This is a genomic window from Pseudomonas sp. H1_F01 (assembly GCF_054681425.1).
In genome coordinates, this window is the sequence record NZ_CP162823.1 from 3,346,369 (window position 1) to 3,369,341 (window position 22,973).

The following is a 22,973-nucleotide window of genomic DNA, read 5'->3' on the forward strand; positions in this document are numbered from 1 at the left end:
CCATCGATCATTCACCGAGATCTTGCTCCATGGACCAGTTACTGCCGTTTGCCTTGTTCGCGTTTGTCGCCTCCATCACCCCGGGCCCGACCAATATCCTGGTGCTGAGCCATAGCTCGCGCTTCGGCCTGGCAACCACTGTGCCGATCATCCTCGGTGCCTGCGCGGCGGCGGCCTTGCTGGTGCTTTTGGTCGGCACCGGGTTGGGAGACGTGCTGGCGCGCCATGCCACGATTCAGACACTGCTCTCATGGGCGGGCATCGCCTGGTTGAGTTGGATGGCCTGGCAGATTTTCAGCGCACCGGCCCAGGCCATCGACCCGGACCGTCCCGTCGAAGGCCCGCGGCTGGGCTTGGCGGGGGCTGCCGGGTTGCAGTTGGTGAACCCGAAAACCTGGATGATGGCGTTGGCGGTGGTCAGCGTCTTCGCGGGGGCGGAGGCCGACCGCACCGTGCGGGTTCTCTGGCTGTCCCTGGCATTCTTCGCCATTTCGATCCCGTGCATGACCGCCTGGGCCTACCTGGGCCGCGGCGCCGCACGGTTCTGCCGCTCCGCCGTGGCGATGGGACGGTTCAATCGGGTCATGGCGGTGATGCTGCTGGTATCGGCGTGGTTGACCTTGGTGGTCTGAGTCTCGAGGGCGCTGGCTCCCGCAGGGGGCGAAGTTCCCCCTGAAGGGCAATCGCCGGTCAGCTTTGCAAGTACACCGCATGGGTATGGGTGTACTCATACAAGCCATGCTTGCCATCGGCCCCGCCAACCCCGGACTTGCGCACTCCGGCATGGAACCCCTGCATGGCTTCGAAGTTTTCGCGGTTGACGTAGGTCTCGCCAAAGTCCAGGCCCCGAATGGCGTGCATGGCGCGTCCCAGGTCCCGGGTATAGACCGAAGAGGTCAGGCCATAGTCGCAGTCGTTGGCCAGGGCGATCGCTTCGTCCAGGTCGTCGACGATCTGGATGGGCAGTACCGGACCGAAGATTTCCTCGCGCATGATGTCCATCGAGGCGTTGCAACCGGCGAGCACGGTGGGTTCGAAGTGGAAACCGTCGGGGCGGTCTGCCACGCGGCCTCCGCTGATCAGGCTGGCACCTTGCTGCAGGGCGATCCGCACTTTGCGCTCGACGCTGTCCAGGCCCTGGCGGTTGATCAAGGGGCCCATCTCGACATCGGGCTCGGCCAGCGGGTCGCCGTAACGGGTGGCGGACATGGCCGCGCTGATGCGTTCGATGAATTGATCGGCGACCTTGCGCTCCACGTAGACCCGCTCGGCACAGTTGCAGACCTGACCGGTGTTGATGATCCGTGAGTCGCGAATTGCCTTGACCGCCAACGCCAGGTCAGCGTCCGCCAAGACAATGGCCGGGGCCTTGCCGCCCAGCTCCAGGTTGAGTTTGGTAATGTTCGTCGCAGCCGCCGTCATGATCCGCGAGCCGGTATCAACGCTGCCGGTAAAGCTGATCATGTCCACGCCTTTGTGGCCGCTCAGGGCCGCGCCCACCTGGCCGTCGCCACACACCACGTTGAATACGCCGGGAGGCAAGTCGGTTTCGGCCACCAACCGGGCGAATTCGAAGCAGTTGTTCGGGGTTTCTTCGCTGGGCTTGATGACGATGGTGTTGCCGGTCAGCAGGGCCGGCGCCATCTTGCGGGCGATCAAAAAGAACGGGAAGTTCCACGGCAGGATGCCCGCGACCACGCCCAAGGGCTTGCGGAACAGGAAGATGTTTTCCCCGGGCCGGTCGCTGGTGATGATTTCGCCTTCGATGCGCCGGGCCCACTCGGCCATGTAGTCAAGGTAGTCGGCGGTGAAGTTCACCTCCACTTCGGCCAGGGCGCTGATCTTGCCTTGTTCCAGGGTGATGGTGCGCGCCAGGTGCGCAACGTTCTCCCGCAGTTTGCTGGCGATGCGCCGCAGGTAACCGGCGCGCTCGATGGCCGGTTTCGCCGACCAGGCTTTCTGCGCAGCGCGGGCGCCAGCCAAGGCCTGATCGACATCGGCGCAAGTGGAGGCCGGGACCCGGGACAGCAATGCGCCGGTGGCCGGGTTGTACACGTCCAGGTGCGCTTCGCTGTGGGTGAACTGGCCGTTGATGAAGTTCTGGAACACAGGAACGGATGACATGACAGGCTCCTTCAGTAAGTGCGCGACGGCACTTGGACGGTGGCAGGTTCGCGATAGCGGGCGAGGGTGGCCTGGGCGCTCTGGCGCAGCAGACTGATGTCGATGGCCACCGCAATGAACTGGCAGCCCCAAGCCTGATAGCGACGCGCATCGGCTTCGTTGGGCGCCAGGATGCCGCAGGCCTTGCCCGCTGCGAGGGTGGCGTCGACCGCGTGCCGGATGCGCTCCTGTACCTCGGGATGTCCCGGGTTGCCTGCATGGCCGAGTCCGATGGACAGGTCGGCGGGGCCGATGAACACCGCGTCCACGCCCTCGACGGCAGCGATCGCTTCGACGTTTTCCACGCCCGTGCGCGATTCCACCTGGACGATCAGGCACAGTTCTTCATGGGCGGTGGTGAGGTAGTTCGCCACACCGTCCCAACGAGTGGCGCGGGTCAGGCCGCCGCCCACACCACGAATACCATGGGGCGGATAACGCATGGCACGCACCAGGGCCTGAGCCTGCTCGGCGGTTTCGACCATGGGAATCATCAGGGTCTGGGCACCGACATCCAGCAACTGCTTGATCAGGTTGGCGTCGCCAGTCACCGCCCGCACCACCGGCGCGGTGGCATAGGGCGCCACGGCCTGGAGCTGGCCGAGTACGCTGGGTACGGTGTTGGGTGCGTGTTCGCCATCGATCAGCATCCAGTCGTAACCGGTGCCGGCGATGATCTCGGCGGCATAGCCGGTGGCGAAACCGGCCCAGATACCGTATTGGGTTTGTGTTGAGCTGAGCGCGGCCTTGAAGGCGTTGCGGGGCATGTTCATGGCGTGCTCCTTTCGCGGTGATAAGGTCGGTGCAACTGGCAATCCGGATTGAGCGTCACGCCGAAGCCAGGCTGGTCAAGGACCGACAGGCGCATGCGGCCTTCCACCGGCACCGGTTCGCCCAGCAGTTGCGGATGGAACATCGGCACCACTTCGTCGGCCTTGGGCGCCATCATCAGGAATTCGGCGAATGGGCTGTTATGCCGGGTGGCGACGAAGTGATAGCTGTAGACCGAGGAGCCGTGGGGAATCACCAGCGCGTTGTGGGCGTCGGCCAGGGCCGAGATCTTCACCAGTTCGGTGAGGCCGCCACACCAGCCAACGTCCGGCTGGATGATGTCGCAGCAACCCATCTCCAGCAGCATGCGAAAGCCCCAACGGGTGGCCTCATGCTCACCGGTGGTCACCAGCATGCCCTTGGGCACGTTGTTGCGCAGCGCGGCGTAGCCCCAGTAGTCGTCGGGCGGCAACGCCTCTTCGATCCACTTCAAACCGTGCTCGTGGGCGCCGATCGCGAGCCGGGTGGCGTAGTTGAGGTCCAGGCTCATCCAGCAATCGAGCATCAGCCAGAAATCGGGGCCGACCCGCTCGCGCATGGTTGCCAGGGCTTCGAGATTCTTGCGCAGGCCTTCCTCGCCTTCGGCCGGGCCATGATGCAAAGGCATCTTGCCGCCGATGAAACCCATTTTCTGCGCCAGGTCCGGCCGTGCGCCGGTGGCATAGAACTGCAATTCATCACGCACCGCGCCGCCGAGCAGTTGATGCACCGGCTCCTGGCGGATCTTGCCGAGCAAGTCCCAGAGCGCCAGGTCCACGCCGGAAATCGTGTTGATCACCAGGCCCTTGCGGCCGTAGTAGAGCGTCGACTGGTACATCTGGTCCCAGATTTTCTCGATGTCGGTCACCCGGGCGCCTTCGATGAATCGTGCCAGGTGCTTTTCAACGATGTACGCCGCGGGCTCGCCACCGGTGGTCACGGCGAACCCGACGGTGCCATCGCTGGCTTCGATTTCCACCACCAGGGTACCGAGCACATTGATGCCGAAACTGCGGCGGCTCTGGCGGTAGTCCGGGTACTTGCTCATGGGCGTGGCGATGTGATCGTCGATCCAGTGGCCATCGGCCTGATCGTGATAATCGGCGCCGCCGCCTCGAAGCACGAAGGCGCGAACGTGTTTGATTGTGGGAATACCCATGTATGCAGCTCCTTGAGTTAAACAGTGGCGGGCGTCTTCGAAGCACGTTGGCCGGGCGAGTGGATACCCAGCACCAGCAACGCGGCGATAACGGTGGTAACAGAGAGCAGGTAGAGGCCCGCGGCGGGGGAGTGGAAGGCGCCTTCGGCCCAATTCTTCAGCACCGGGGCGATAAAGCCGCCGAGGGCGCCAAAGGAATTGATCAACGCGATACCCGCTGCTGCCGCGCTGCCGGCCAGGTAGCTGGACGGAAAGGTCCAGAACACCGGCTGCACGGCGATGAAGCCGGAAGCGGCGAAGCACAGGGCGATGATTCCCAGCAATGGGCTGGACACACTCACCGAGCAGGCGATCCCGACGGCCGCCATCAGCAGGGTCAGCGCGGCGGTACGGCGGCGCTGGCCGGTGCGGTCGCTGTAACCGGGAATCAGGTAGGCCGCGCACAGGGCGCAGATCCACGGAATTGCCGTGACCAGCCCCACCATCAGCCCGACCTTGCTGCCCAACAGACCGCCGACCTGGGTCGGCAGGTAAAACACCACGCCATAGACGCTGGCCTGGATGAGCAGGTAAATCAGGCACAGGTACAACACAGAAGGCTGGCACAGCACGCTGAGCAGGCTGCGGCCGTGGGATTGTTTGTGCTGGTCCTCGGCATCGAGCAACGCCTGGACCTGCCGGCGTTCTTCGACCGTCAACCATTTAGCATCGGCGGGGCGGTTGTCCAGGTACCAATAGGCCCAGATGCCCACAGCCGAAGCCATCAGGCCTTCAACGGCGAACAACCACTGCCAGCCGTGGACACCGACAAAACCGTCCAGCTCCAACAACAGGCCCGACAGCGGGCTGCCGAAGATGAACGCCAGCGGCGCGCCGAAGTAGAAGAAGCCCATGGCCTTGCCCCGGGCCGCCGAGGGGAACCAATAGGTGAGGTAGAGGATGACACCGGGAAAGAACCCGGCTTCGGCCACGCCCAGCAAGAAGCGCAGCACGTAGAAACTCGTTTCGTTGTGGGCAAAGACCATGGCCGCCGACACCAGGCCCCAGGTCACCATGATCCGGCACATCCACAACCGGGCACCGACGCGGTGCAGGATCAGGTTGCTCGGCACCTCCAACAAGGCGTAGCCGGCAAAGAACACCCCGGCGCCAAAGGCGAACGCTGCATCGCCGATACCGGTGTCGGCCTGGAAGGCTTGCTTGGCGAACCCGACGTTGGCGCGGTCGAGAAAGGCCATGATGTACATCAGCAACAGGAAGGGCAGCAGGTGCCAGGAAATCTTGGCCAGCACAGACGCAGGAAGAGTCTTCATCGCGGGGTTCCTTTAGCAGGTATTTGTTCTTATGGGCTGGACTGTACGGCCGGCTAACGATGCGTTACAAATCGAATCTCGCTAACAAGCGATACCCTCAAGGTATCGATAAAGAGGCCCTCGATGACCCATCCCGTGCTGTCCCGCAGCCTGTTCAACCGCCTGCGCTATAAACATCTGCACATGCTGGTGGCCCTGAGTGCCAGCCAGAACCTGCATCGCGCCTCCCAGAGCCTGAACATGTCGCAACCGGCGGCGACCCGGATGCTGCACGAGATCGAGGACATGTTCGGTTGCGACCTGTTCGAGCGCCTGCCCCGGGGCATGCGCCCGACTGCCTTGGGCCAGGAACTGATCCGCTTCGCCGAGTTGGCGCTCAGTGGCCTGGACCGCTGCGCCGAAGACCTGCTGGCGCGTCAGCAGGGCGGTTACGGCTATCTGTCGATCGGCACCATCATGGGGGCCGCACCGGACCTGGTGATGGACTCCATCGCCCGCATCAAGGCCCTCAACCCACAACTGCGGATCCGCATCATGGGCGACACCAGCGACCAGGTGATCCAGTTGTTGGAACAGGGCCGTATCGACCTGGCCATCGCCCGACGCAACGCGGCCACCGACAGCGAGCACTACGAGTTCGAACAGTTGGGCAACGAACGTTTGCTGGTAGTGGTCCACGCCGGCCATCCCCTGGCGCGACGCAAGAAACTGGCGCTGGCCGAACTGGTCAGCGACTGGCCGTGGATCCTGCAACCGGAAACCAGCCCGGCGCGCATCGGCCTCGATCAGGCGTTGCAACGCCTGGCGCTGCCAACGCCGGCGGACATCATCGAGTGCAGCTCGGTGTATTCCATGCAGCAACTGATTCAACTGACCGACGCGATCATGGTGCTCTCGGAAACCGCCTTGCGCGATTACCTGAAGATGGGCCTGGTGGTGGCGTTGCCGGTGGCGCTCGATGTGCAACTGGCGCCGTTCGGGTTACTGCGCCGCAAGGGTGAACCGGTGAGCCGGGAGTTGGGACTGTTCATCGATTTGCTGCGCAGCAAGGCAAACGGGCGAGCGGGGGACTGATTGGGACCGCAACCCCTTGCAACGGTTGGGCGGTTTCAAAAAGCGCTTGTTTTCGCGAGCATCGCAGGCACATCAATTCAGTGTGCCTCAGCATCTCCAATGCTCAATCGACCCCAAGGAAGGAGGTCCATCATGTCCACTCAAGATACCCATGTCGATTTTATCCAGGCCAGGTTGCCCACCTGGCTGAAACGCGCGTCACGGGCCGACCAGGAGCGTTTCAAGGTCCTTGCCCAGCAACTGCAGCGTGACAGTGATGCGCTCAATGCACTGCTTGTCGACCTGCCGGCGCCGGAGACCTTCACGCGCAACTTGCTGCAAGCCCAGCCGGAAATACAGGCCTGGCCAGCGGTGAATGGCACCGGCGGTGCTGCCGATGCCATACGCCGGGCAAGGGTCAGGCGCGGCGCCTTCCGCTATGAGCCCTCGCTGTCAGTGGTGGAAGCGGCCATGCGCAATTACGCGCCCACCGAGGCGGTCACCGGCAGCGATTTCGACAACACGGGCCAGCTGTTCATTCAGGGAAAACCGCAAGAGTTCCGCCCATGGAACGTGCCGTCGGATACCGTCTTATTACCCACGACCCCGGCTGAATTCGCCCGCCTGTGTCGGCGCATGGATGCCGGTGGCGCCTACCGCACGGTGCTTGAACGGCGGTTGCCGCGCATCGGCGCCGAGGTGCCTGCCGTTGCCAGCGCCTACATGGCGTACGCACGCAGCCTGCTCACCCATGACGCCTACGAGGCAAAGTTGGACGGGCGCCTCGATGAAACCGGTGAGCGCCTGCTGGCCTACGCCGGCATTCAACTCCAAGCCCGGTCCATTGCGCCTTTGGCCTGCGAGGTCAAGTCGCTGGATCTGCTGTCCGTGCCGCTGTTCGGTGCGCGGGTGTATTGGGGCGTGCAAGGGGACGCCAGAGGTGTGCGCCCGATCGTCCTGCACATGCCCCATGATGCGGTGGCACCGCTCAAGCAATTCACCAGTTTGCAGGCCATGTCTGCGGAGTTGACCGAGCGGGTACGTAGACGTAGCTATCGAGAAAGCCTGATGCGCTACCTGCCGCTGCGTTTGCAGGCCTGGCTGGGGACGGCCCTGCATGATCAAGTGGAGTGGCGGCTGGAGACTCACCCAAATGTGCTACAGGAAATCCATGCCCGTATCACGGGGTGGCGCGAAGGCGAACGGGGCGAGGACGGCAGCCGCATTCGGATACCCATGCCCAAGGTGGCCTGGGGCTTGAGTGATTTGCGTGAGCCACCTTGGCCAGCCGGCTATCACGAATGGCGTGGCCATGCCTTGGCCAACGCCGCGGCGCTGATGGTCCCGACCCGGGACCAGGACTGGCAGGCGCTGCAGGCTCGCTTCGCGTATTGGGAAAGCCTTGTCGAGCGCACGCTCATGCTCGCGGCGACCTTCTTCCCGTTCTGCGCGCCCCTCGGCATGACGGCGGCAGCGGTCGGGGGCGTGCGGCTGGTGTATGAAATCTTCGAAGGTATCCAGGCCTTCAACGAAGGTCACGCCCAGGAAGGCATCGAACATATCTTCAACGTGTTGTTCGGCGTTGCTCAAGGTGCCTACCTGGGGTTCGTCGGCGGGACGGTGGAACCCATGCCCGTGAGTGACGGCACCACGCGCCTGTGGAATGGCGATGTCAGGCCTTTTGAAGCGAGACACTTTCCACCTGTGGAAGCGGAGCAAGACGCCTGGGGTGTCTGGCGCACGCCAAACGAGGCGTGGGTGCGAATCGAGGACCGCTACTTCCAAGTCCAAGGCACGGGCGATGCCTTGGACCTGCGCCTGCCTGCGGGACATAAAGGCGTGCGCCCACCCCTGGAGTGGAGTCGTGCCCGTGGCTGGCGATGGGCGCATCGCAACCCCTTGCAACGGGGCCGCCTGGAGCTGTTGCGCAACTTCGCCGAGACGCCGGCCGAGCTGGACGACAGGACGATCCTCGTTATGCAGCGACAGGTCGGCATCAGCGACGCGCATCTGCGCTACTTGCAAGTAGAGGGGCAGCCGATGCCGGCGATACTCGCCAATACCCTGGACGAGGTCAGGTGTTGGCAGCAGGTGCGGTACACCATTGAACGGTTGCTGCGTAATGAAACGCCGCAAAGCGGGCACTTTCGCATCGTCCAGACGATTGTGGAGTTGCCGGGTTGGCCAAGCGACCTGACGTTGCGCTACCACGACGGCGTGGCCCTTCATCCCATTGGTGACCTGGCCGACACGCGCTCGCTCTATCTACGCAAAGCGGACCTGGAACACGACGCGTGGGCCGAGCGTGTCCTGGCTGGCCTGAGCACGGCTGAACAGACCTCGCTGCTGGGCCAAGGCAGTCTCGGCTTGCCGCCCGTGGAGCGCAGTCGGCTGTTGGCCGGGCACTGGGCCAGGCATCTGCAGCGCAATACACGGCGGGTGATCGACGCCATGCTCCGTACCATCGGGCTAGATCCCCTGGCCGTCCCACTGGTCCGGGCTTTTCCGGGCTTGCCACAATCCATGGCCAACGAGCTTGCCAGCCAGGCCATCGGCCAGGACCGCGTGCGCCTGACTGAGGGCCGGGTGGGAGAAGGCTTGGGCAGTCAATGCGCCGAAGCCCTGCGCGAGCTGCGCCTGAGCCGTGCCTTGCGTGCCCTGGAACGCGGTGAGAGCAGCGTTGATCGGGATCGCATCATCATGGGGCTGGTGGGTAGCGCTCCCCAATTGCAAGGCCGGGTGCGCCTGCGCCTGTTTCTGCGCGAGCTTGCGAATCCGCTGGAGGTGGGGGAAACCGGGCCGTTGAAAATCATCCGCCAGGAAGGCGAACTGTACCGCTCCTTTGACGAAGAGGGGCATGAACTGGCCGATGCCCTGGACCTGGAAGCGGCGTTGCTCAGAGCGCTGCCGGACGACGCTCGCCGGGCGCTGGGCTTGAACATCTGGCAGGGCGACACCCTGCGGACCTGGTTGCTCGCACAAGCCCTTGACGATCGGCCAGGCCTGCGTCCCTATTTGCTGATAAAACCCTTGGGCACCCGTGGCGCCCGTCCGCAATGGCTGAACGGGCGCTTGGGTTATCCGTTCAGCGGGCGTGGACGGCTTCCCTTGCAGGTTTGGAGTGGAAGCCTGGAAGCGCGTCTTGAGCGACTCTATCCAAGCTATGCCGGGAGTGAACTGGCGCGGCTTCAAGAGACCCTGGCCAGACAAGCCAGTCGCCAGCGCCTGAGCCTGGAGAACCTGGTCGCCCAACTGGAAAACCAATGGACCGCACTGGATCATGAGCTGCGTCAGTGGGAGGTCCATGAGGGCGCTCATCATCCGGCCGAGAACAGCCTCGACACCGAGACACGGCTCTCGCTGCGCCGGGCCGTAGCCGCGGAAATTCGCCGCGCCTGGCGACGCGCACCGGATCCAGGTCAAGAGGGCAGTGAGCTGGCATTGCGGCTGGTGGGGTACAACATCGGTCGTCTGCCGCCGATCAGCACGAGTTTTGAACATATAGAAGAGTTGTTTCTGGTGAACATGGGCCTGAGCGAGGACCCTTCGACGTTCCTGCGGCTGTTCCCCAACATGGACACGCTGCACCTGCAAGGCAACAACCTCACCGCGGTGCCCATGGCCGCGGGCGAGCTGCCCGGGCTGATAGAGCTGTCACTGAGCAACAATCCGCTCATGATGGACGAGGATGTCTTTGCGCCCCTGCTCGGTGCCGGTTCTGCGCTTCATTTACGGACGCTGCACCTGTCTGGAATCAGCAGCGGCGGGGAGGCGGGGGCCAGTGCAGCCATGGTCGCCGCTATCGACCGCCTGGACGGATTGATCTCCCTGCGTGAGCTGGTATGGGCTGACAACTTGCATTTCACCCGCCAGGAGCTGCAGGCCATCACCGCGTTACCCGGGTTGCGTACATTGGACCTGGCGCGCTGTGGTCTGCGCCTGGATCAGCAGGGCAGTGCGTTCCTGCGCACGGCCGTCGGCCTGGAGGAACTGCGCCTGAGCGGTAACAACTGCCGGGACCTGCCGGATTTGTCGGAGCTTGTGAACCTGCAGGAACTGGAGCTTTCCAGTACCGGGCTTGATCGAGTGCCGGCACTGGTTTTGACGGTGTTATCGAGACCTTCATCCGACATGCTCATTCTCGACCTCAGGGAAAACCGTATCGCCAACATCCAGGATGACCTGCTGCCTGCCCTGGTCCAGTGGCCGAGGGAAGATCCCGTTGGGCTGTGGCTGGAGGATAATCCGTTGCCAAGCGCACAAATCCAGGCCCTTCGCGCAATGGTGCCCGAGGCTTTTCGCTACACCATCGACGATTGGCTGTATATCTCCCCCAGCCTTCAGCGGGCCTTGGAAGTTGCCCGCGATAACGCCGGAAACCGACGGTTCATCGATTGGTTCTCCGGCGCTATGCAGGAAGCCGATGCCCGTTCGTCTCTCGGGCTGAGCTTTGGCGATCGCCAGAGGGCGGCGGCTATTTTGCAGCACTATATCGGCTACCAGAACGCTCATGCGCCCTTGCCGGACTTGATCGCGGATTTCGATCAGCAACTGGGGCAACTGCGCGTGCGGCTGCAAGCGCGCAGTCTGGACCGGCAACAGCCAGACCTTGCTGAGCTGGAACTGCATTTCACGATGTTCGAAGCACTCCAGCGTGCTCGCCTCGAACGGCAGGGTGTACCTTTTGGAGGCTTCCTTATCGAGCACTACGCCTTTTGGAACCACATGCTGGCGGAGCGTTATCCGAACATCGAGCAGCGCCAGGCGCATATGACGCGGGCGGCGTTCATCGACTGGCTCTGCGACGCGCAGGACACTTTCAACAACAATGATCAATCCCCCCGTACCGGAGAAATGACCTGGCGTCCCTACCTGGGGTTGATGTCTCGCGACTGGTCCGAAGGGTTGGCGGTCTGGGAAACGGTCGATGACGATTTGGTGGATGCGTTCAGTGAACCAGTGAATCCATCCCGTTGGCCCCGGGTGCTGCTGGATAACCTGGCGCGACCGGATGCCGACCTGCCCAGCCCACTGGAGTCCTTCACGCAGGGCGACCGTACTGTCTGGCGCCGCACAGGACTCGAGGCCGTCGCGGATGTGAATTGGACTGCGGGCCAGCCGGTGACGCTCACCGAAGATCAGTTGCGACGTACCATGGCGATCTATCGCTCGCTCAAGAGCCGGGAGGTCGAGGCGCTGGTGCGTCGGATAACGACTGAGCTGGTCAGCGCCTGGTGGACGTCGGGAACGTTGTAGGAGCTGCCGGAGGCTGTGATCTTTTGATCTTTCGCTTGGGACTCAGGTGTCTGGGGAAAGATCGCAGCCTCGTTTCACTCGACAGCTCCTACACAGCTCCTACACAGGTGCTGTGGGCCTGGTGGCGTCGCAGGTCAGTGGCCAGGCGTCGTCTTGAAGACCAGGGCCTTGAGGCCACACTCCAGATCGATGTCGGGAAATTCCGGCGGATTTTCCAGGCGTTTCTCGAAGACCAGCCCCGGCGCTTGCTGGGTAACGCCGTCGATGAGGAAATCCGCGCCGGTGGCCGGGTCGTTGCTGCAGGCCAGGACTGTGCCGTGGGCCGTCAGCAGTTCCGGCAGGCGGCGCAATACCCGTTGATAGTCCTTGGTCAGCAGGAAGCTGCCTTTCTGGAAGGTCGGCGGATCGATGATCACCAGGTCGTACGGGCCACTGTTGATCACCTTGCCCCAGGACTTGAACAAGTCGTGGCCGAGGAAACTCACCTGGCTCAGGTCGTGGCCGTTCAGTCGATGGTTGTCGCGACCTCGGCTCAGGGCCGCACGGGACATGTCCAGATTGACCACATGCCGGGCGCCGCCGGCGATTGCCGCCACCGAGAAGCCACAGGTGTAGGCGAACAGGTTCAGTACCCGTTTGCCCTCGGCGTTGGCCCGGACCCAGTCGCGGCCATAGCGCATGTCGAGGAACAGGCCGTTGTTCTGCTTCTTGCCCAGGTCGATCCGGTAACGCAGGCCACCTTCGGTCAGGGTCCATTCGTCAATGGGCTCGCCCACCAGCCATTGGGTGAGGCTTTGCGGCAGGTAGCGGTGCTGTACCGCCAGCGTATGGGCCTTGCTGTGTTGCCAGGCCGGCGACGCAGTGAGCGCCAGCAGTGTCGCGATCAAATCGTCCAGGTGCGTGGGTTCCGGCTCCTTGAACAGCGAGACCAGCACCAACCCTTGCAACCAGTCGACAGTGATTTGCTCCAGGCCCGGCCAGCAGCGACCGCGGCCATGGAACAGGCGCCGGGTTTCTTCTGGCGCCGACTCCAGGGCTGTCAGCAAATGGGCGTGAAGGGTTTGAAGGGCTACGCAATTCATTCAGGCAACGCCAGGGATTTGAAAGGCCGGCATTTTAACCGCAGGCTACCCCGGCGCAATCCCTGCCACCTTAACTGCCACTGCTGCCAAGAATGCTGGCAACCTGTTGCGGCTGGCAGTTGAGGTACGCCGAACGCTTGAGCCAACTGGGGTCCGGGTACCAGGAAAACATGAATTGACCGCCCTTGAGCTTGTCGATCACCTGGCGCGCTACCTGGGGACGTACGGCAGGGCAGCCCTGGCTGCGCCCGATGCGTCCCTGGCGCACGCTCCACAACGGGTTCACGTAATCGGCGGCATGGATCACGATTGCCCGATCACGGGCCTGGTCATTGAAACCGGGCTCCAGGCCGTCCATGCGCAGCGAATAGCCGTGGGTGCCCTGGTAGCTTTCCTGGGTGCGAAACAGACCCAGGCTGGATTGGTAGCTGCCCAGGCGATTGGAGAATTGCGTCGCGAAGTTTTCCCCGGATTTTTGCCCGTGGGCCACCAGGTCGCGCAATACCAGCTTCTGCTGACGCAGGTCGAAGATCCACAGGCGACGGGCCGTGGAGGGTTGCGAGTAGTCGATGACCGCCAGGTGGCGGGCTTGGCTGGCGCCATTGGCGACTGCGCATTGCATGGCGCTCAAGGCACTTTTGAGCGCCAGGGGATTGAGTTCCGGCGCTGCGTGGGCGAGGCTGTTGTAGAGCGTTTGCGAATTCGTCTTCTTTTCGGCCAGTGCCGGGCTGCAAATCACGCCCAGGCCCAGCATGACCAGACAGAATCGGCGCAAAAAGCCCTGTACAGGCGAAGCGTTTCCAGCGTGGTGTTCGTTCGCGGCATCCCGTCCGATTTCGTTTGTTTGCATGATGGCGGGTCGTACCTGTCGCAAAATTTACCGTCAGCGAGACGGCCATGGAGTGGAGTAAAGCAGTTGTTCAAAAAGTCCGCATGTTACCTGAGCCTTTTATTGCTCACTGCGCCATTGGTCGCGACAGCCGAAGACAGCGATCCGGCTCTCGTGCAGACGACACTGGCGCAATTGGCGGTCGCGTGTCCAAAAGTAGCGGCAAGTGTCGACTTTCAGGCGTTGCTCGACTTGCAGGCGTTCTATCAGCAAAACGCAGGCCAGGAAGCCTGGGCGGACGACGAACGACGGAGGGCGTTGCAGGTCCAGTTGCAACAACTGGCCGACGACGGCCTGGATCCAACCCGCTATAACCTACCGGCCCAGGGGGCAGACCAGGGTGCTCATTGTGTCGACATCGCCATCAGCCAACGCTACCTGAAAGCCTTGCATGACCTGCGTTTCGGCTATTTGCCCCAAGAGCGTCTGGAACCGGTATGGAAGGCCAACCCGCCGCCACAGGATCACCAGGCCGTGGTTCTGGCCATCGCCGGGGTAGGCCTGCAGAACGTCGCCAGTGCCTTTGAACAGGCCCGGCCGAACCTTGACCTTTATCGCAACCTGCGCGGGCTTTATGCCCGGCTGCGGCAACAGCCTTTATCCGACTGGCAACCCGTGCCCGGCGGGCCGCTGCTGCAACCGGACAAGCAGGACGCCCGCGTACCCGCCCTGGCCCAGCGACTGTTCAACGAAGGTTACTTGAGTACACCACCGTTGGTGACAGACGAGCACTACAGTCCCACGCTGGTGGAGGCGATGAAGAGCTTCCAGCTCCAGCATTCGCTGCAGGCCGATGGGGTGGTGGGGCCGTGGACCGTGACCGAGCTGAACATCAGCCCGGCCATGCGTCGCGAGCAGTTGCGCATCAATCTGGAACGCATGCGCTGGCTGGCCCAGGACGTGGAGAACGACAGCGTCCTGGTCAACGTGGCGGCGGCCCAGTTGACGGTTTATCGAGGCGGCGAGCCAATCTGGCAAACCCGCACCCAGGTGGGCCGTGCGCAACGGCAGACACCGTTGCTCAAGTCCCACGTCACCCGACTGACGCTCAACCCGACCTGGACCATCCCCCCCACCATCATGCGCGAAGACAAACTGCCCGAGATCCGCCGTGATCCGGAGTTTCTCGCCCGTCATAACTTGCGGATCCTCGACAGTGAAGGCCTGCCGTTGATGGCAGAGGATATCGACTGGGAGCACCCGGGCAACCTCATGCTGCGCCAGGATCCAGGCCCGAAGAATCCGTTGGGCAAAATGGCGATCCGCTTTCCCAATCCGTTCTCGGTGTACCTGCATGACACCCCGAGCCAGGCGCTGTTCAGCAAAGGTCCGCGAGCCTTCAGTTCAGGCTGCGTGCGGATCGAGCAAGTGATGCACTTGCGCGACTTGCTGGTAAGCCCGGCCGAACGCGCACGCACCGATACACTGCTGGCCAGCGAGACGACCCATGAGTTCCGGTTGGCCCGGCCCGTGCCGATCCTGCTGGGGTACTGGACAGCACAAGCGGACAGCCAGGGCCAGCCGTTGTACATCCCGGATATCTATGCTCGTGACGCGACATTGTCTGCTGCCCAGGGGCGGGCACTCTGAGGTCAAGCGCAGGCGGTGGCGGCGTGTGTGGTCTCGTCGAGCGTCGTGAACAGCCGCTGGCCGATAACGCTAGCGGCCTGCAAATGCTGGTGCGGATCGGCGGTTTCCGATTCGAGCAAACGTTGGGAACTCACCACGCGGGCGCCGCAGTAATCGAAAATGCCATGGTCGATCTGCGTGGTCATCGCCTCGCCATAGCCGTGGCGCTGGAAGCTGTCGGCATCGGCGCCACCGACCGCCACCAGGTGCACCCGCAAGTGCTGCAGTTGTTGGACAAACGGCTTGTCGAGGCTGAAATCGAATGCCCAGCCGTTGGAAAACACCCGGTCGATCCAGCCCTTGAGCAGCGCCGGCATGGACCACCAGTAAATCGGATAGACCAGCACCAACGTATCGGCACGATCGATCCTGGCTTGTTCGGCCAGCACATCCGCGGGCGGCAAGGCTTCGCGGTGGTGAACGGCGTGGTCGGCGAAACTGAAACGCGGATCGAAGCCTTCGGCGGCCAGGTCGGCGATCTCGAACGTATCGGCGGGGTTGGCGCGGGTGATGCCCTCGGCGATTTTTCCGGCCAGGCTGTGGGTGAGGGAACGAGGGTCGTGGTGAGCCACAACGATCAATGCATGCATGGCGAAACTCCTTCTGGTCACGCAGTCTGGAAGACAGGTATGCTGGGTTAAGTTACGGTTAGTAAGTTACGGTTGGTAAAGTTAGCATGTCAAGCACTGATGAAAATCCGCAGTCTTCACCTCGTCGTCGTTTATCCCGGCATGACCGGCAGCGACAATTGCTGGATGTCGCCTGGCGACTGGTGCGGGAGGAGGGCAGCGACGCCCTGACGCTGGCGCGGCTGGCAGATCAGGCGGGGGTGACCAAGCCCATCGTCTACGACCACTTCATCACCCGGTCCGGGTTGCTGGCGGCGCTGTACCAGGATTTCGACGCCCGCCAGACCGCGTTGATGGACGCGGCCCTGGACGCCAGCGACGCGACCCTGCAAAGCCGGGCGGCGGTGATTGCTTCTTCCTACGTCGAATGCGTGCTGTTGCAAGGCCGGGAGATTCCCGGGGTGATCGCGGCATTGACCAGCACGCCGGAGCTGGAACGCATCAAGCGCGAATACGAGGGGATTTTCCTCGACAAGTGCCGCGCCGTGCTGGAACCGTTCGCCGGCACGAAAGGCATCACCCAGGCCGGTTTGCGAGCGATGCTGGGGGCTGCGGAGGCACTGTCCAATGCCGCTGCCACCGGGGAAATCAGCGCTGGCGAGGCGAAGGAAGAGCTGCTGGTCAGTATCGTTGCGATGGTGAACAGGACCGTCGACACCCCTTCAAGCTGAACTACCGCTATCGCGAGCAAGCTCGCTCCCACAGGAAATTTGTACCGCCCCCAACCCCACGACCACCACTTACCCCTGTGGGAGCGAGCTTGCTCGCGATGACGGCGGCATATTCAGCCTCTTTGCCAACTGACCGACTGATATCGAGAGCAAGCTCCTCTTGAGGGCAGGCTGCACTTTTATGAAGCCGCAGGCGGGGTGATCGCACCATCGCAAGGCAGTTGGCGGTGCTTGCGCAGCGGTGGCGGGCGCCGTTCGGCTTGCAGTGACTGAATCCGCGTCTTTGCGGGCAGGCCCGCTCTCACAGGGGATTAGCGGTGCATGCGCGACCGTGAATAGGGGCTGGACGAGGTTTGGCACGCTCGCTGCAAGAGGCTATCCAGGCCCACCGCGAATACAGTCGAGTGGGCAACCCCGTCGGTCAACGAAGATCGAGTGCCAGCAGGCCGGGGGACAACGGTAGGTCAGGGCGCAGTCGCCGGGCCGATACCGCACAGAACAGGCAAAGACGCCTGGAACCGCAAGGTTTCAGGCGTCTTTTTTTTTGCTTTCAAAATCGTGATGGGCTTTTGCCGGGTGCTTTTTATGAATTCCAACGTTGCTTCTCTGAACAAGCTGCAAACGCTGATCGTGATCGGCAATGGCATGGTCGGCCATCACTGCGTCGAGCAACTGATCGAGCGCGGTGCCCTCAATCATTACCGTGTGCATGTGTTCAGCGAAGAGCCGATGCGTGCCTACGACCGTGTGCACCTGTCCGAGTACTTCTCGGGCCGCGATGCCGAGTCCCTGGCCCTTGGCGAAGCGTCGTTGTACCAGACCCCCGGCGTCACGTTGCACCTGGGTGTGCCGGTACTGGAAATCGACCGTGATGCGCATCAGGTGGTGACCGCCCATGATCGCCTTCACTACGACAAGCTGGTGCTCGCCACCGGTTCCTACCCGTTCGTGCCACCGATTGAAGGTGCCGAAGGCGATTCGTGCCTGGTCTATCGCACCCTGGAGGACTTGGACGCGATCCGCGCCGCCGCCAGCAATGCCCGTCGGGGCGTGGTGGTCGGTGGCGGTCTGCTGGGCCTGGAAGCGGCCAACGCCCTCAAGACCCTGGGCCTGGAAGCCCACGTGGTGGAATTCGCCCCCCGACTGATGCCGGTGCAATTGGATCCCCAGGGCGGCTTGGCCCTCAAGGCCCGTATCGAGAAGCTGGGCGTCGGCGTGCACCTGTCCAAGGGCACCCAGTCCATCAGCGTCGGTGAGCAATACCGTTATCGGATGAACTTCGGCGACGACGATTTTCTGGAAACCGACCTCATCGTGTTTTCCGCCGGCATCCGTGCCCAGGATGCCCTGGCTCGCCAAAGCGACCTGCAGATCGGTCCGCGCGGTGGCGTGGTGATCGACGATCATTGCCAGAGCAGCGACCCGGACATCTACGCCATCGGCGAATGCGCGGCCTGGAACGGCAGCATTTTCGGCCTGGTCGCCCCGGGCTACCAGATGGCCCGCAACGTCGCGGCCCGGCTGTGCGGCGAAAGCGCGGAAGCCTTCACCGGGGCCGACATGTCGACCAAGCTCAAGTTGCTGGGTGTGGACGTTGGCTCCATCGGCGATGCCCATGGCAACACCCCGGGGTCGCGCAGCTTCCAATTCATCGACGAAACCAGCGCCAGCTACCGGCGACTGGTGGTGGCCGCCGACGGCAAGCGCGTGATCGGCGCGGTGCTGGTGGGCGATAACAGCTACTACGACACCTTGCTGCAATACATGCAGAACGGCATCGCCTTGCCCAAGGACGCTGCCAGCCTGATCCTGCCCTCGTCCGAAGGCGCCCCGACCCTGGGCCCTGCGGCGCTGCCCGAAACCGCCACCATCTGCTCGTGCCACAATGTCACCAAGGGCTCGATCTGCTCGGCCATCGATGGTGGCTGCACTGATCTGGGCCAGCTCAAATGTGACACCAAGGCCGGTACCGGGTGTGGTGGTTGCGCGGCCCTGGTCAAGCAAGTGTTCGAGCATGAGTTGACTGCCCGCGGCGTCAGCGTCGACAAGAGCCTGTGCGAACATTTCGCCTACACCCGCCAGGAGTTGTATGCGCTGGTGCGGGTGGAAGGCATCATCAGTTTCGACGAACTGCTGGCCAAGCACGGTCGTGGCCACACCGGCTGCGACCTGTGCAAGCCGGCGGTGGGCTCGATCCTGGCGTCGTGCTGGAACCAGCCGATCATGGACCCGTCCCTGGTGCCGTTGCAGGACACCAACGACACGTTCATGGCGAACATGCAGAAAAACGGCACCTACTCGGTGGTACCGCGTATCGCCGGTGGGGAAATCACCGCCGACAAGCTGATCGCCATCGGCGTGGTCGCCAAGAAATACGACCTCTACACCAAGATCACTGGCGGCCAGCGCATCGACCTGTTCGGCGCCCAGTTGCACCAGTTGCCGGACATCTGGGCCGAGCTGATCGAAGCCGGTTTCGAAACCGGGCATGCCTACGGCAAATCCACGCGCACAGTGAAATCCTGCGTGGGCAGCACCTGGTGCCGCTACGGCGTGCAGGACAGCGTGCAGATGGCCCTGACCATCGAGGATCGCTACAAAGGCCTGCGCTCGCCGCACAAGCTCAAGTTCGCGGTGTCGGGTTGCACCCGCGAGTGCGCCGAGGCCCAGAGCAAGGACGTCGGCGTGATCGCCACCGAGAAGGGCTGGAACCTCTACGTGGCTGGCAACGGCGGCATGCGCCCGCGTCACGCCGAGCTGTTCGCAACCGACCTGGATGACGCCACGCTGATCCGCTACATCGACCGCTTCCTGATGTTCTACATCCGTACTGCCGACAAGCTGCAACGGACCTCGGTCTGGCGCGAAAGCCTGGAAGGCGGCCTGGACTACCTCAAGGACGTGATCATCCACGACAGCCTGGGCCTGGGCGCCGAGCTCGAAGCGCAGATGCAACTGGTGGTCGACCGCTACGAATGCGAATGGGCCAATGCCCTCAAGGATCCGGAAAAACTCAAGCGTTTCCGCACCTTCGTCAACGACGGGCGCGGCGATCCGGATGTTCACTTCGTCAGGGAGCGCGGCCAGCGTCGGCCGGTCCACGCCCACGAACTCCACCTGATTCCCGTTACCGAGGAGGTGCTCTGATGAGCCAGTCAAACGTCGTTCGTATTCCTGTCCGTGATGTCGCTCAAGAACCCTTGCAATGGCGTGCCCTGTGCAGCCGCGAGGACCTGGTGCCCAACTCGGGTGTGGTCGCCTGGCACGACGGCAGCCAAGTGGCGTTGCTGTACCTGCCCGAGCATCAGGACAAGCCGCTGTACGCCATCGACAATCGCGACCCCAAGTCGGGTGCGAATGTTATCGGCCGCGGTTTGTTGGGCAGCATAAAGGGTGACCTGGTGATTGCCTCGCCGATGTACAAGCAGCATTTCCGCCTGGAAGACGGCCACTGCCTGGAGTACCCGGAGCAAAGCCTGCGGGTATGGCCGGTGCGGCTCAATGGCGATGTGGTGGAGATTGGCGAAGACTGACCAGCTTACCCATTTGTGGCGAGGGGATGGTTTAGCTCGAATTATTGTTTGATTCGCAACCTGGGGATTAGTAATGAAAACCGCCGCCCAACTGGTAAGACTCAAGAGCGTGCAAAACCAGCAGGTCCACAGCATCGCACCGGAGCAGACGGTGCTCGAAGCGCTGCAGATCATGGCCGAAAAAAATGTCGGCGCGCTGCCGGTGATCGAGGACGGCCAGGTGGTGGGTGTGTTCAGCGAGCGGGACTACGCGCGCAAGATGGTGCTCAAGGGGCGCTCATCGGTGGGGACGACGGTGCGCACCATCATGAGCGCGCCAGTGGTCACCGCCGACAGCCAGCAGAGCATCGACCGCTGCATGGAAGTCATGACCGACAGCCACTTGCGGCACCTGCCAGTGCTGGATAACGGGCAGTTGATCGGCCTGCTGTCCATTGGTGACCTGGTGAAAGAGGCGATTGTCGAGCAGGCGGATTTGATCCGGCAGTTGGAGCATTACATCCGCGGGCACTGAGCCCGCAGGGAATTTATCTGTGGGAGCAAGGCTTGCTCCCACAGTTCAGCCCAACATCAGCAATTGCCGGATCAGATTCGGCGTGCTGCCGGTCCAGCGCTTGAATGAGCGCCGAAAGTTCGCCGTATCGTTGAAGCGCAAGTACTGCGCCACTTCCTCGTTGCTGAAGCCCTTGACCTGATACAAATACAACGCCACATGGGTGTGCACCCGGTCCACCTGTTGCTGGAACCCGGTGTGGTGCTTGTGCAACTTGCGCTTGAGGGTTGCCGGGCTCATGGCGAAGGCCTGGGCGGTCTGCTCCAGGCTGGGCGTCTGCTGCACATGAGTGTGCAGGTAGTCGTAGATACAATCCAGGAAGCTTGAAGCGAAACCCAGTTGATCGAGCTGTTCCCGGGCTTCGATCCGCGCCACCTGGCCGGCGGTGGCGGAAACGTTGGGCCAGGGCTTGGCGAGGCAGTGGCGGGGCAGGCGCATCAGGTCCAGGGGGCGGTCGAACTGGGTGTGCTCACCCAGATGCACCCAATATTGCTCGATGTAGCGCGGTTCGCTGTGGCGAAAGCTGCACTGCCAGGGCAGGCGTTCGCCGCTGAGCCAGGCGCTCATCGCCACCATCGAGGTCATGCTCGCCTCCAGTACGAAGCGCCATTGTTCATCGGCGCCGCAGCTGTCCAGCCAATGGACATAGGCATAGTGCTCGTCCAACAGCAGCCTCGGGGCGGCCAGCGGGCTGAGAAGCGCCTGTTGGTCGATCAGGGTCTGCAGGGCCTGATGCAGATTCTGCGCGTGGCGCAAGGCGTGGCTCGCAGGCCCGTAGTGGCCCGGCAACAGCCGCTGGCCAAACAGGAAACTACTGTCGCTGGCATCCAGCAGGCGCCGGCTATTGTCGATCAGGCCGAGGAACTGCTGCGGGCTGATACGGCTCTGCCCGGCGAGGATATCGTCGTGAAACAACCCGGTGCCGCGCAGCAGGCGATGGCTGTCGATGTCCCGCGACAGCGCCAGGTCGATCAGCGCGGCGGGCTGATAGTGCCCCGGAATGAAGCGGCTGTCGGTTTCGTACCAGCACGTCTTGAGCGTCATGCGCTTTTCGCCAATGTGGTCCGGGACTGGGCCAGCGCCAGGTTCAGGCGTTTGAGCAAGGCCTCGGGGGATTCGTCGAACGCCATGACCACCGCCGTGCTGGCGACCAATTGCAACCGTTCGCTGTGTTGCCGGGTCTTGTGGGCCAGGCTGCGCACCGCAATTTCCAGTTCCAGGGCCAGGCGCCGGGCCTGGCTCTCGCCGGTGTCGGGCAGCAGCACCACGAAGCGATCGCCGGCCAGGCGGCAGAGCAGATCCTGGCGTCGCAGGTTCAATACCAGCAACTGGCTGACGGCCTGGAGCACCGCATCGCCTTCGCCGTGGCCGAAACGCTGGTTGATGGCCGTGAAGTTGTCCAGGTCCAGGGCCAGCAACGACAAGGGTTGCTGGCGGCGTCGACTGTCTTCCAGGCTGGCGGACAGTTCGTGCTTGAGAAAGTCGGCGCCGCCCAACGGCGTGAGTTTGTCGAACAGGCGATGCTCGCGGAACAGCCGCTCACGTTTTTCCATCTGCCCGTTGATCGCCAGTTGCTCCCGGTGCCAGTGATAGATGCCGAGGGTCAGCAGGATCATGCCCACCGGCATCGGCCCGGATTCGAGCCAGTGGTCCCAGGTGATGCTGTCGGGCAGGCGGATGAATTCATCAAGGCTGTCGATCCACCAGGAAAAGAAGATGCAGCCCAGGCCCAGGATCAGGTAGTTGGTGACCCGTCCGGCCGGGCGGCTTTTCAGCACCAACCCCAGCCAGACCAGCGCCAGCAGCGCCGAGCCACCTTCGCCGAGGATGTCCAGCCAGACCCATTCGGCGACGGGTTTGAGTTCGCCGCTGGCCAAGTGCAGGATCAACCCGAGGTTGGCCGCCAGCAGGAGCAGGGCGAGTTTGAGGCGGTGCGGGCGCAGCACGGAGAACATGGCCGGAATCCTTTGCCAGAAGCGGAATGCGACCCAGCACAGCAGATGGATGTGACAGTGCGGTGACGGCGGGGGATGGGGTGGGGGAGGTCGAATCAGCTCATCCTTAGTTTGAACTTTTCATGCATGACATCGCCACCTATCTCATTGTGGCGAGGGAATTTTGTGGGAGCAAAGCTTGCTCGCGATGAAGACGACGCGGTTTTTCAGGGAATCGAGGCGCCTGCATCGCGAGCAAGCTTTGCTCCCACAGCGGTGCGACGTTTCGCCAAATTCCT

The 22,973-nt window shown here is 62.9% G+C and carries 17 protein-coding genes; 8 read left to right on the plus strand and 9 right to left on the minus strand.

Translation table 11 applies throughout. The annotated features are described in order from the left end of the window. The first annotated feature begins 29 nt into the window (after positions 1-29). Positions 30-632: a LysE family translocator gene (locus tag AB4O09_RS15330; RefSeq protein WP_003202101.1), complete on the plus strand. Its 603-nt coding sequence runs from the start codon at positions 30-32 to the stop codon at positions 630-632. Between the two features lie 58 nt (positions 633-690). Here AB4O09_RS15330 and aldA read toward each other — a convergent pair whose 3' ends face one another. The 4 genes from aldA to AB4O09_RS15350 are packed head-to-tail and all read right to left on the minus strand — an operon-like array spanning position 691 to position 5,445. Next, a complete protein-coding gene (gene aldA / locus AB4O09_RS15335; RefSeq protein ID WP_013693422.1) occupies positions 691-2,124 on the minus strand; it encodes an aldehyde dehydrogenase in 1,434 nt (477 codons plus the stop codon). Positions 2,125-2,135: 11 nt separating this feature from the next. Next, a complete protein-coding gene (locus AB4O09_RS15340) occupies positions 2,136-2,936 on the minus strand; it encodes an aldolase/citrate lyase family protein (protein WP_003202095.1) in 801 nt (266 codons plus the stop codon). Further along, positions 2,933-4,132, minus strand: a complete 1,200-nt coding sequence (gene rhmD, locus AB4O09_RS15345) for an L-rhamnonate dehydratase (protein WP_038859396.1) — start codon at positions 4,130-4,132, stop codon at positions 2,933-2,935. Before rhmD ends, AB4O09_RS15340 begins: the two co-directional genes overlap by 4 nt. Positions 4,133-4,149: 17 nt before the next feature. Continuing rightward, on the minus strand, positions 4,150-5,445 hold the full coding sequence (locus tag AB4O09_RS15350; RefSeq protein ID WP_013693421.1) for an MFS transporter: 1,296 nt from the start codon (positions 5,443-5,445) through the stop codon (positions 4,150-4,152). A 123-nt stretch (positions 5,446-5,568) separates the two neighbouring features. Here AB4O09_RS15350 and AB4O09_RS15355 point away from each other — a divergent pair, with 123 nt between their 5' ends. Together AB4O09_RS15355 and AB4O09_RS15360 are read left to right on the plus strand one after the other, a co-directional pair. Beyond that, the gene (locus tag AB4O09_RS15355; protein ID WP_003202090.1) at positions 5,569-6,519 is read left to right on the plus strand and encodes a LysR family transcriptional regulator; all 951 of its coding nucleotides are present in this window, start codon (positions 5,569-5,571) and stop codon (positions 6,517-6,519) included. A 132-nt stretch (positions 6,520-6,651) separates the two neighbouring features. Further along, positions 6,652-11,754: a dermonecrotic toxin domain-containing protein gene (locus tag AB4O09_RS15360; RefSeq protein ID WP_460107161.1), complete on the plus strand. Its 5,103-nt coding sequence runs from the start codon at positions 6,652-6,654 to the stop codon at positions 11,752-11,754. 134 nt (positions 11,755-11,888) lie between these two features. On the opposite strand, the gene AB4O09_RS15365 is transcribed toward AB4O09_RS15360, so the two are convergent. Both AB4O09_RS15365 and AB4O09_RS15370 read right to left on the minus strand, forming a co-directional pair. After that, the gene (locus AB4O09_RS15365) at positions 11,889-12,836 is read right to left on the minus strand and encodes a class I SAM-dependent methyltransferase (RefSeq protein ID WP_003202087.1); all 948 of its coding nucleotides are present in this window, start codon (positions 12,834-12,836) and stop codon (positions 11,889-11,891) included. Positions 12,837-12,906: 70 nt separating this feature from the next. Continuing rightward, complete coding sequence (locus AB4O09_RS15370) at positions 12,907-13,590, minus strand: murein L,D-transpeptidase catalytic domain family protein (protein WP_003202085.1); 684 nt, start codon at positions 13,588-13,590, stop codon at positions 12,907-12,909. A gap of 162 nt (positions 13,591-13,752) precedes the next feature. On the opposite strand from AB4O09_RS15370, the gene AB4O09_RS15375 reads away from it, so the two are divergent. Then, positions 13,753-15,315 (plus strand): L,D-transpeptidase family protein, encoded by a 1,563-nt coding sequence (locus AB4O09_RS15375; RefSeq protein ID WP_003202082.1) that lies wholly within the window; start codon positions 13,753-13,755, stop codon positions 15,313-15,315. 2 nt (positions 15,316-15,317) lie between these two features. On the opposite strand, the gene AB4O09_RS15380 is transcribed toward AB4O09_RS15375, so the two are convergent. Next, on the minus strand, positions 15,318-15,944 hold the full coding sequence (locus AB4O09_RS15380) for an NAD(P)H-dependent oxidoreductase (RefSeq protein ID WP_003202080.1): 627 nt from the start codon (positions 15,942-15,944) through the stop codon (positions 15,318-15,320). A gap of 86 nt (positions 15,945-16,030) precedes the next feature. Between AB4O09_RS15380 and AB4O09_RS15385 the strand changes: the two genes are divergently transcribed. From AB4O09_RS15385 to AB4O09_RS15400, 4 genes are all read left to right on the plus strand, one after another. Then, positions 16,031-16,654, plus strand: a complete 624-nt coding sequence (locus tag AB4O09_RS15385; protein ID WP_003202078.1) for a TetR/AcrR family transcriptional regulator — start codon at positions 16,031-16,033, stop codon at positions 16,652-16,654. A 585-nt stretch (positions 16,655-17,239) separates the two neighbouring features. Continuing rightward, on the plus strand, positions 17,240-19,801 hold the full coding sequence (gene nirB / locus AB4O09_RS15390) for a nitrite reductase large subunit NirB (protein WP_013693417.1): 2,562 nt from the start codon (positions 17,240-17,242) through the stop codon (positions 19,799-19,801). After that, entirely contained in the window at positions 19,801-20,187 is a 387-nt protein-coding gene (gene nirD / locus AB4O09_RS15395; RefSeq protein WP_003202074.1) for a nitrite reductase small subunit NirD, read from the plus strand. Before nirB ends, nirD begins: the two co-directional genes overlap by 1 nt. A 73-nt stretch (positions 20,188-20,260) precedes the next feature. After that, positions 20,261-20,701, plus strand: a complete 441-nt coding sequence (locus tag AB4O09_RS15400) for a CBS domain-containing protein (RefSeq protein ID WP_003202071.1) — start codon at positions 20,261-20,263, stop codon at positions 20,699-20,701. 45 nt (positions 20,702-20,746) lie between these two features. On the opposite strand, the gene AB4O09_RS15405 is transcribed toward AB4O09_RS15400, so the two are convergent. Both AB4O09_RS15405 and AB4O09_RS15410 read right to left on the minus strand, forming a co-directional pair. Continuing rightward, on the minus strand, positions 20,747-21,784 hold the full coding sequence (locus tag AB4O09_RS15405; RefSeq protein WP_013693416.1) for an AraC family transcriptional regulator: 1,038 nt from the start codon (positions 21,782-21,784) through the stop codon (positions 20,747-20,749). Continuing rightward, positions 21,781-22,695 carry a GGDEF domain-containing protein gene (locus AB4O09_RS15410; RefSeq protein WP_003202067.1) on the minus strand — a complete coding sequence of 305 codons (915 nt, stop codon included), beginning with the start codon at positions 22,693-22,695 and terminating at the stop codon, positions 21,781-21,783. Before AB4O09_RS15410 ends, AB4O09_RS15405 begins: the two co-directional genes overlap by 4 nt. Positions 22,696-22,973 lie beyond the last annotated feature (278 nt).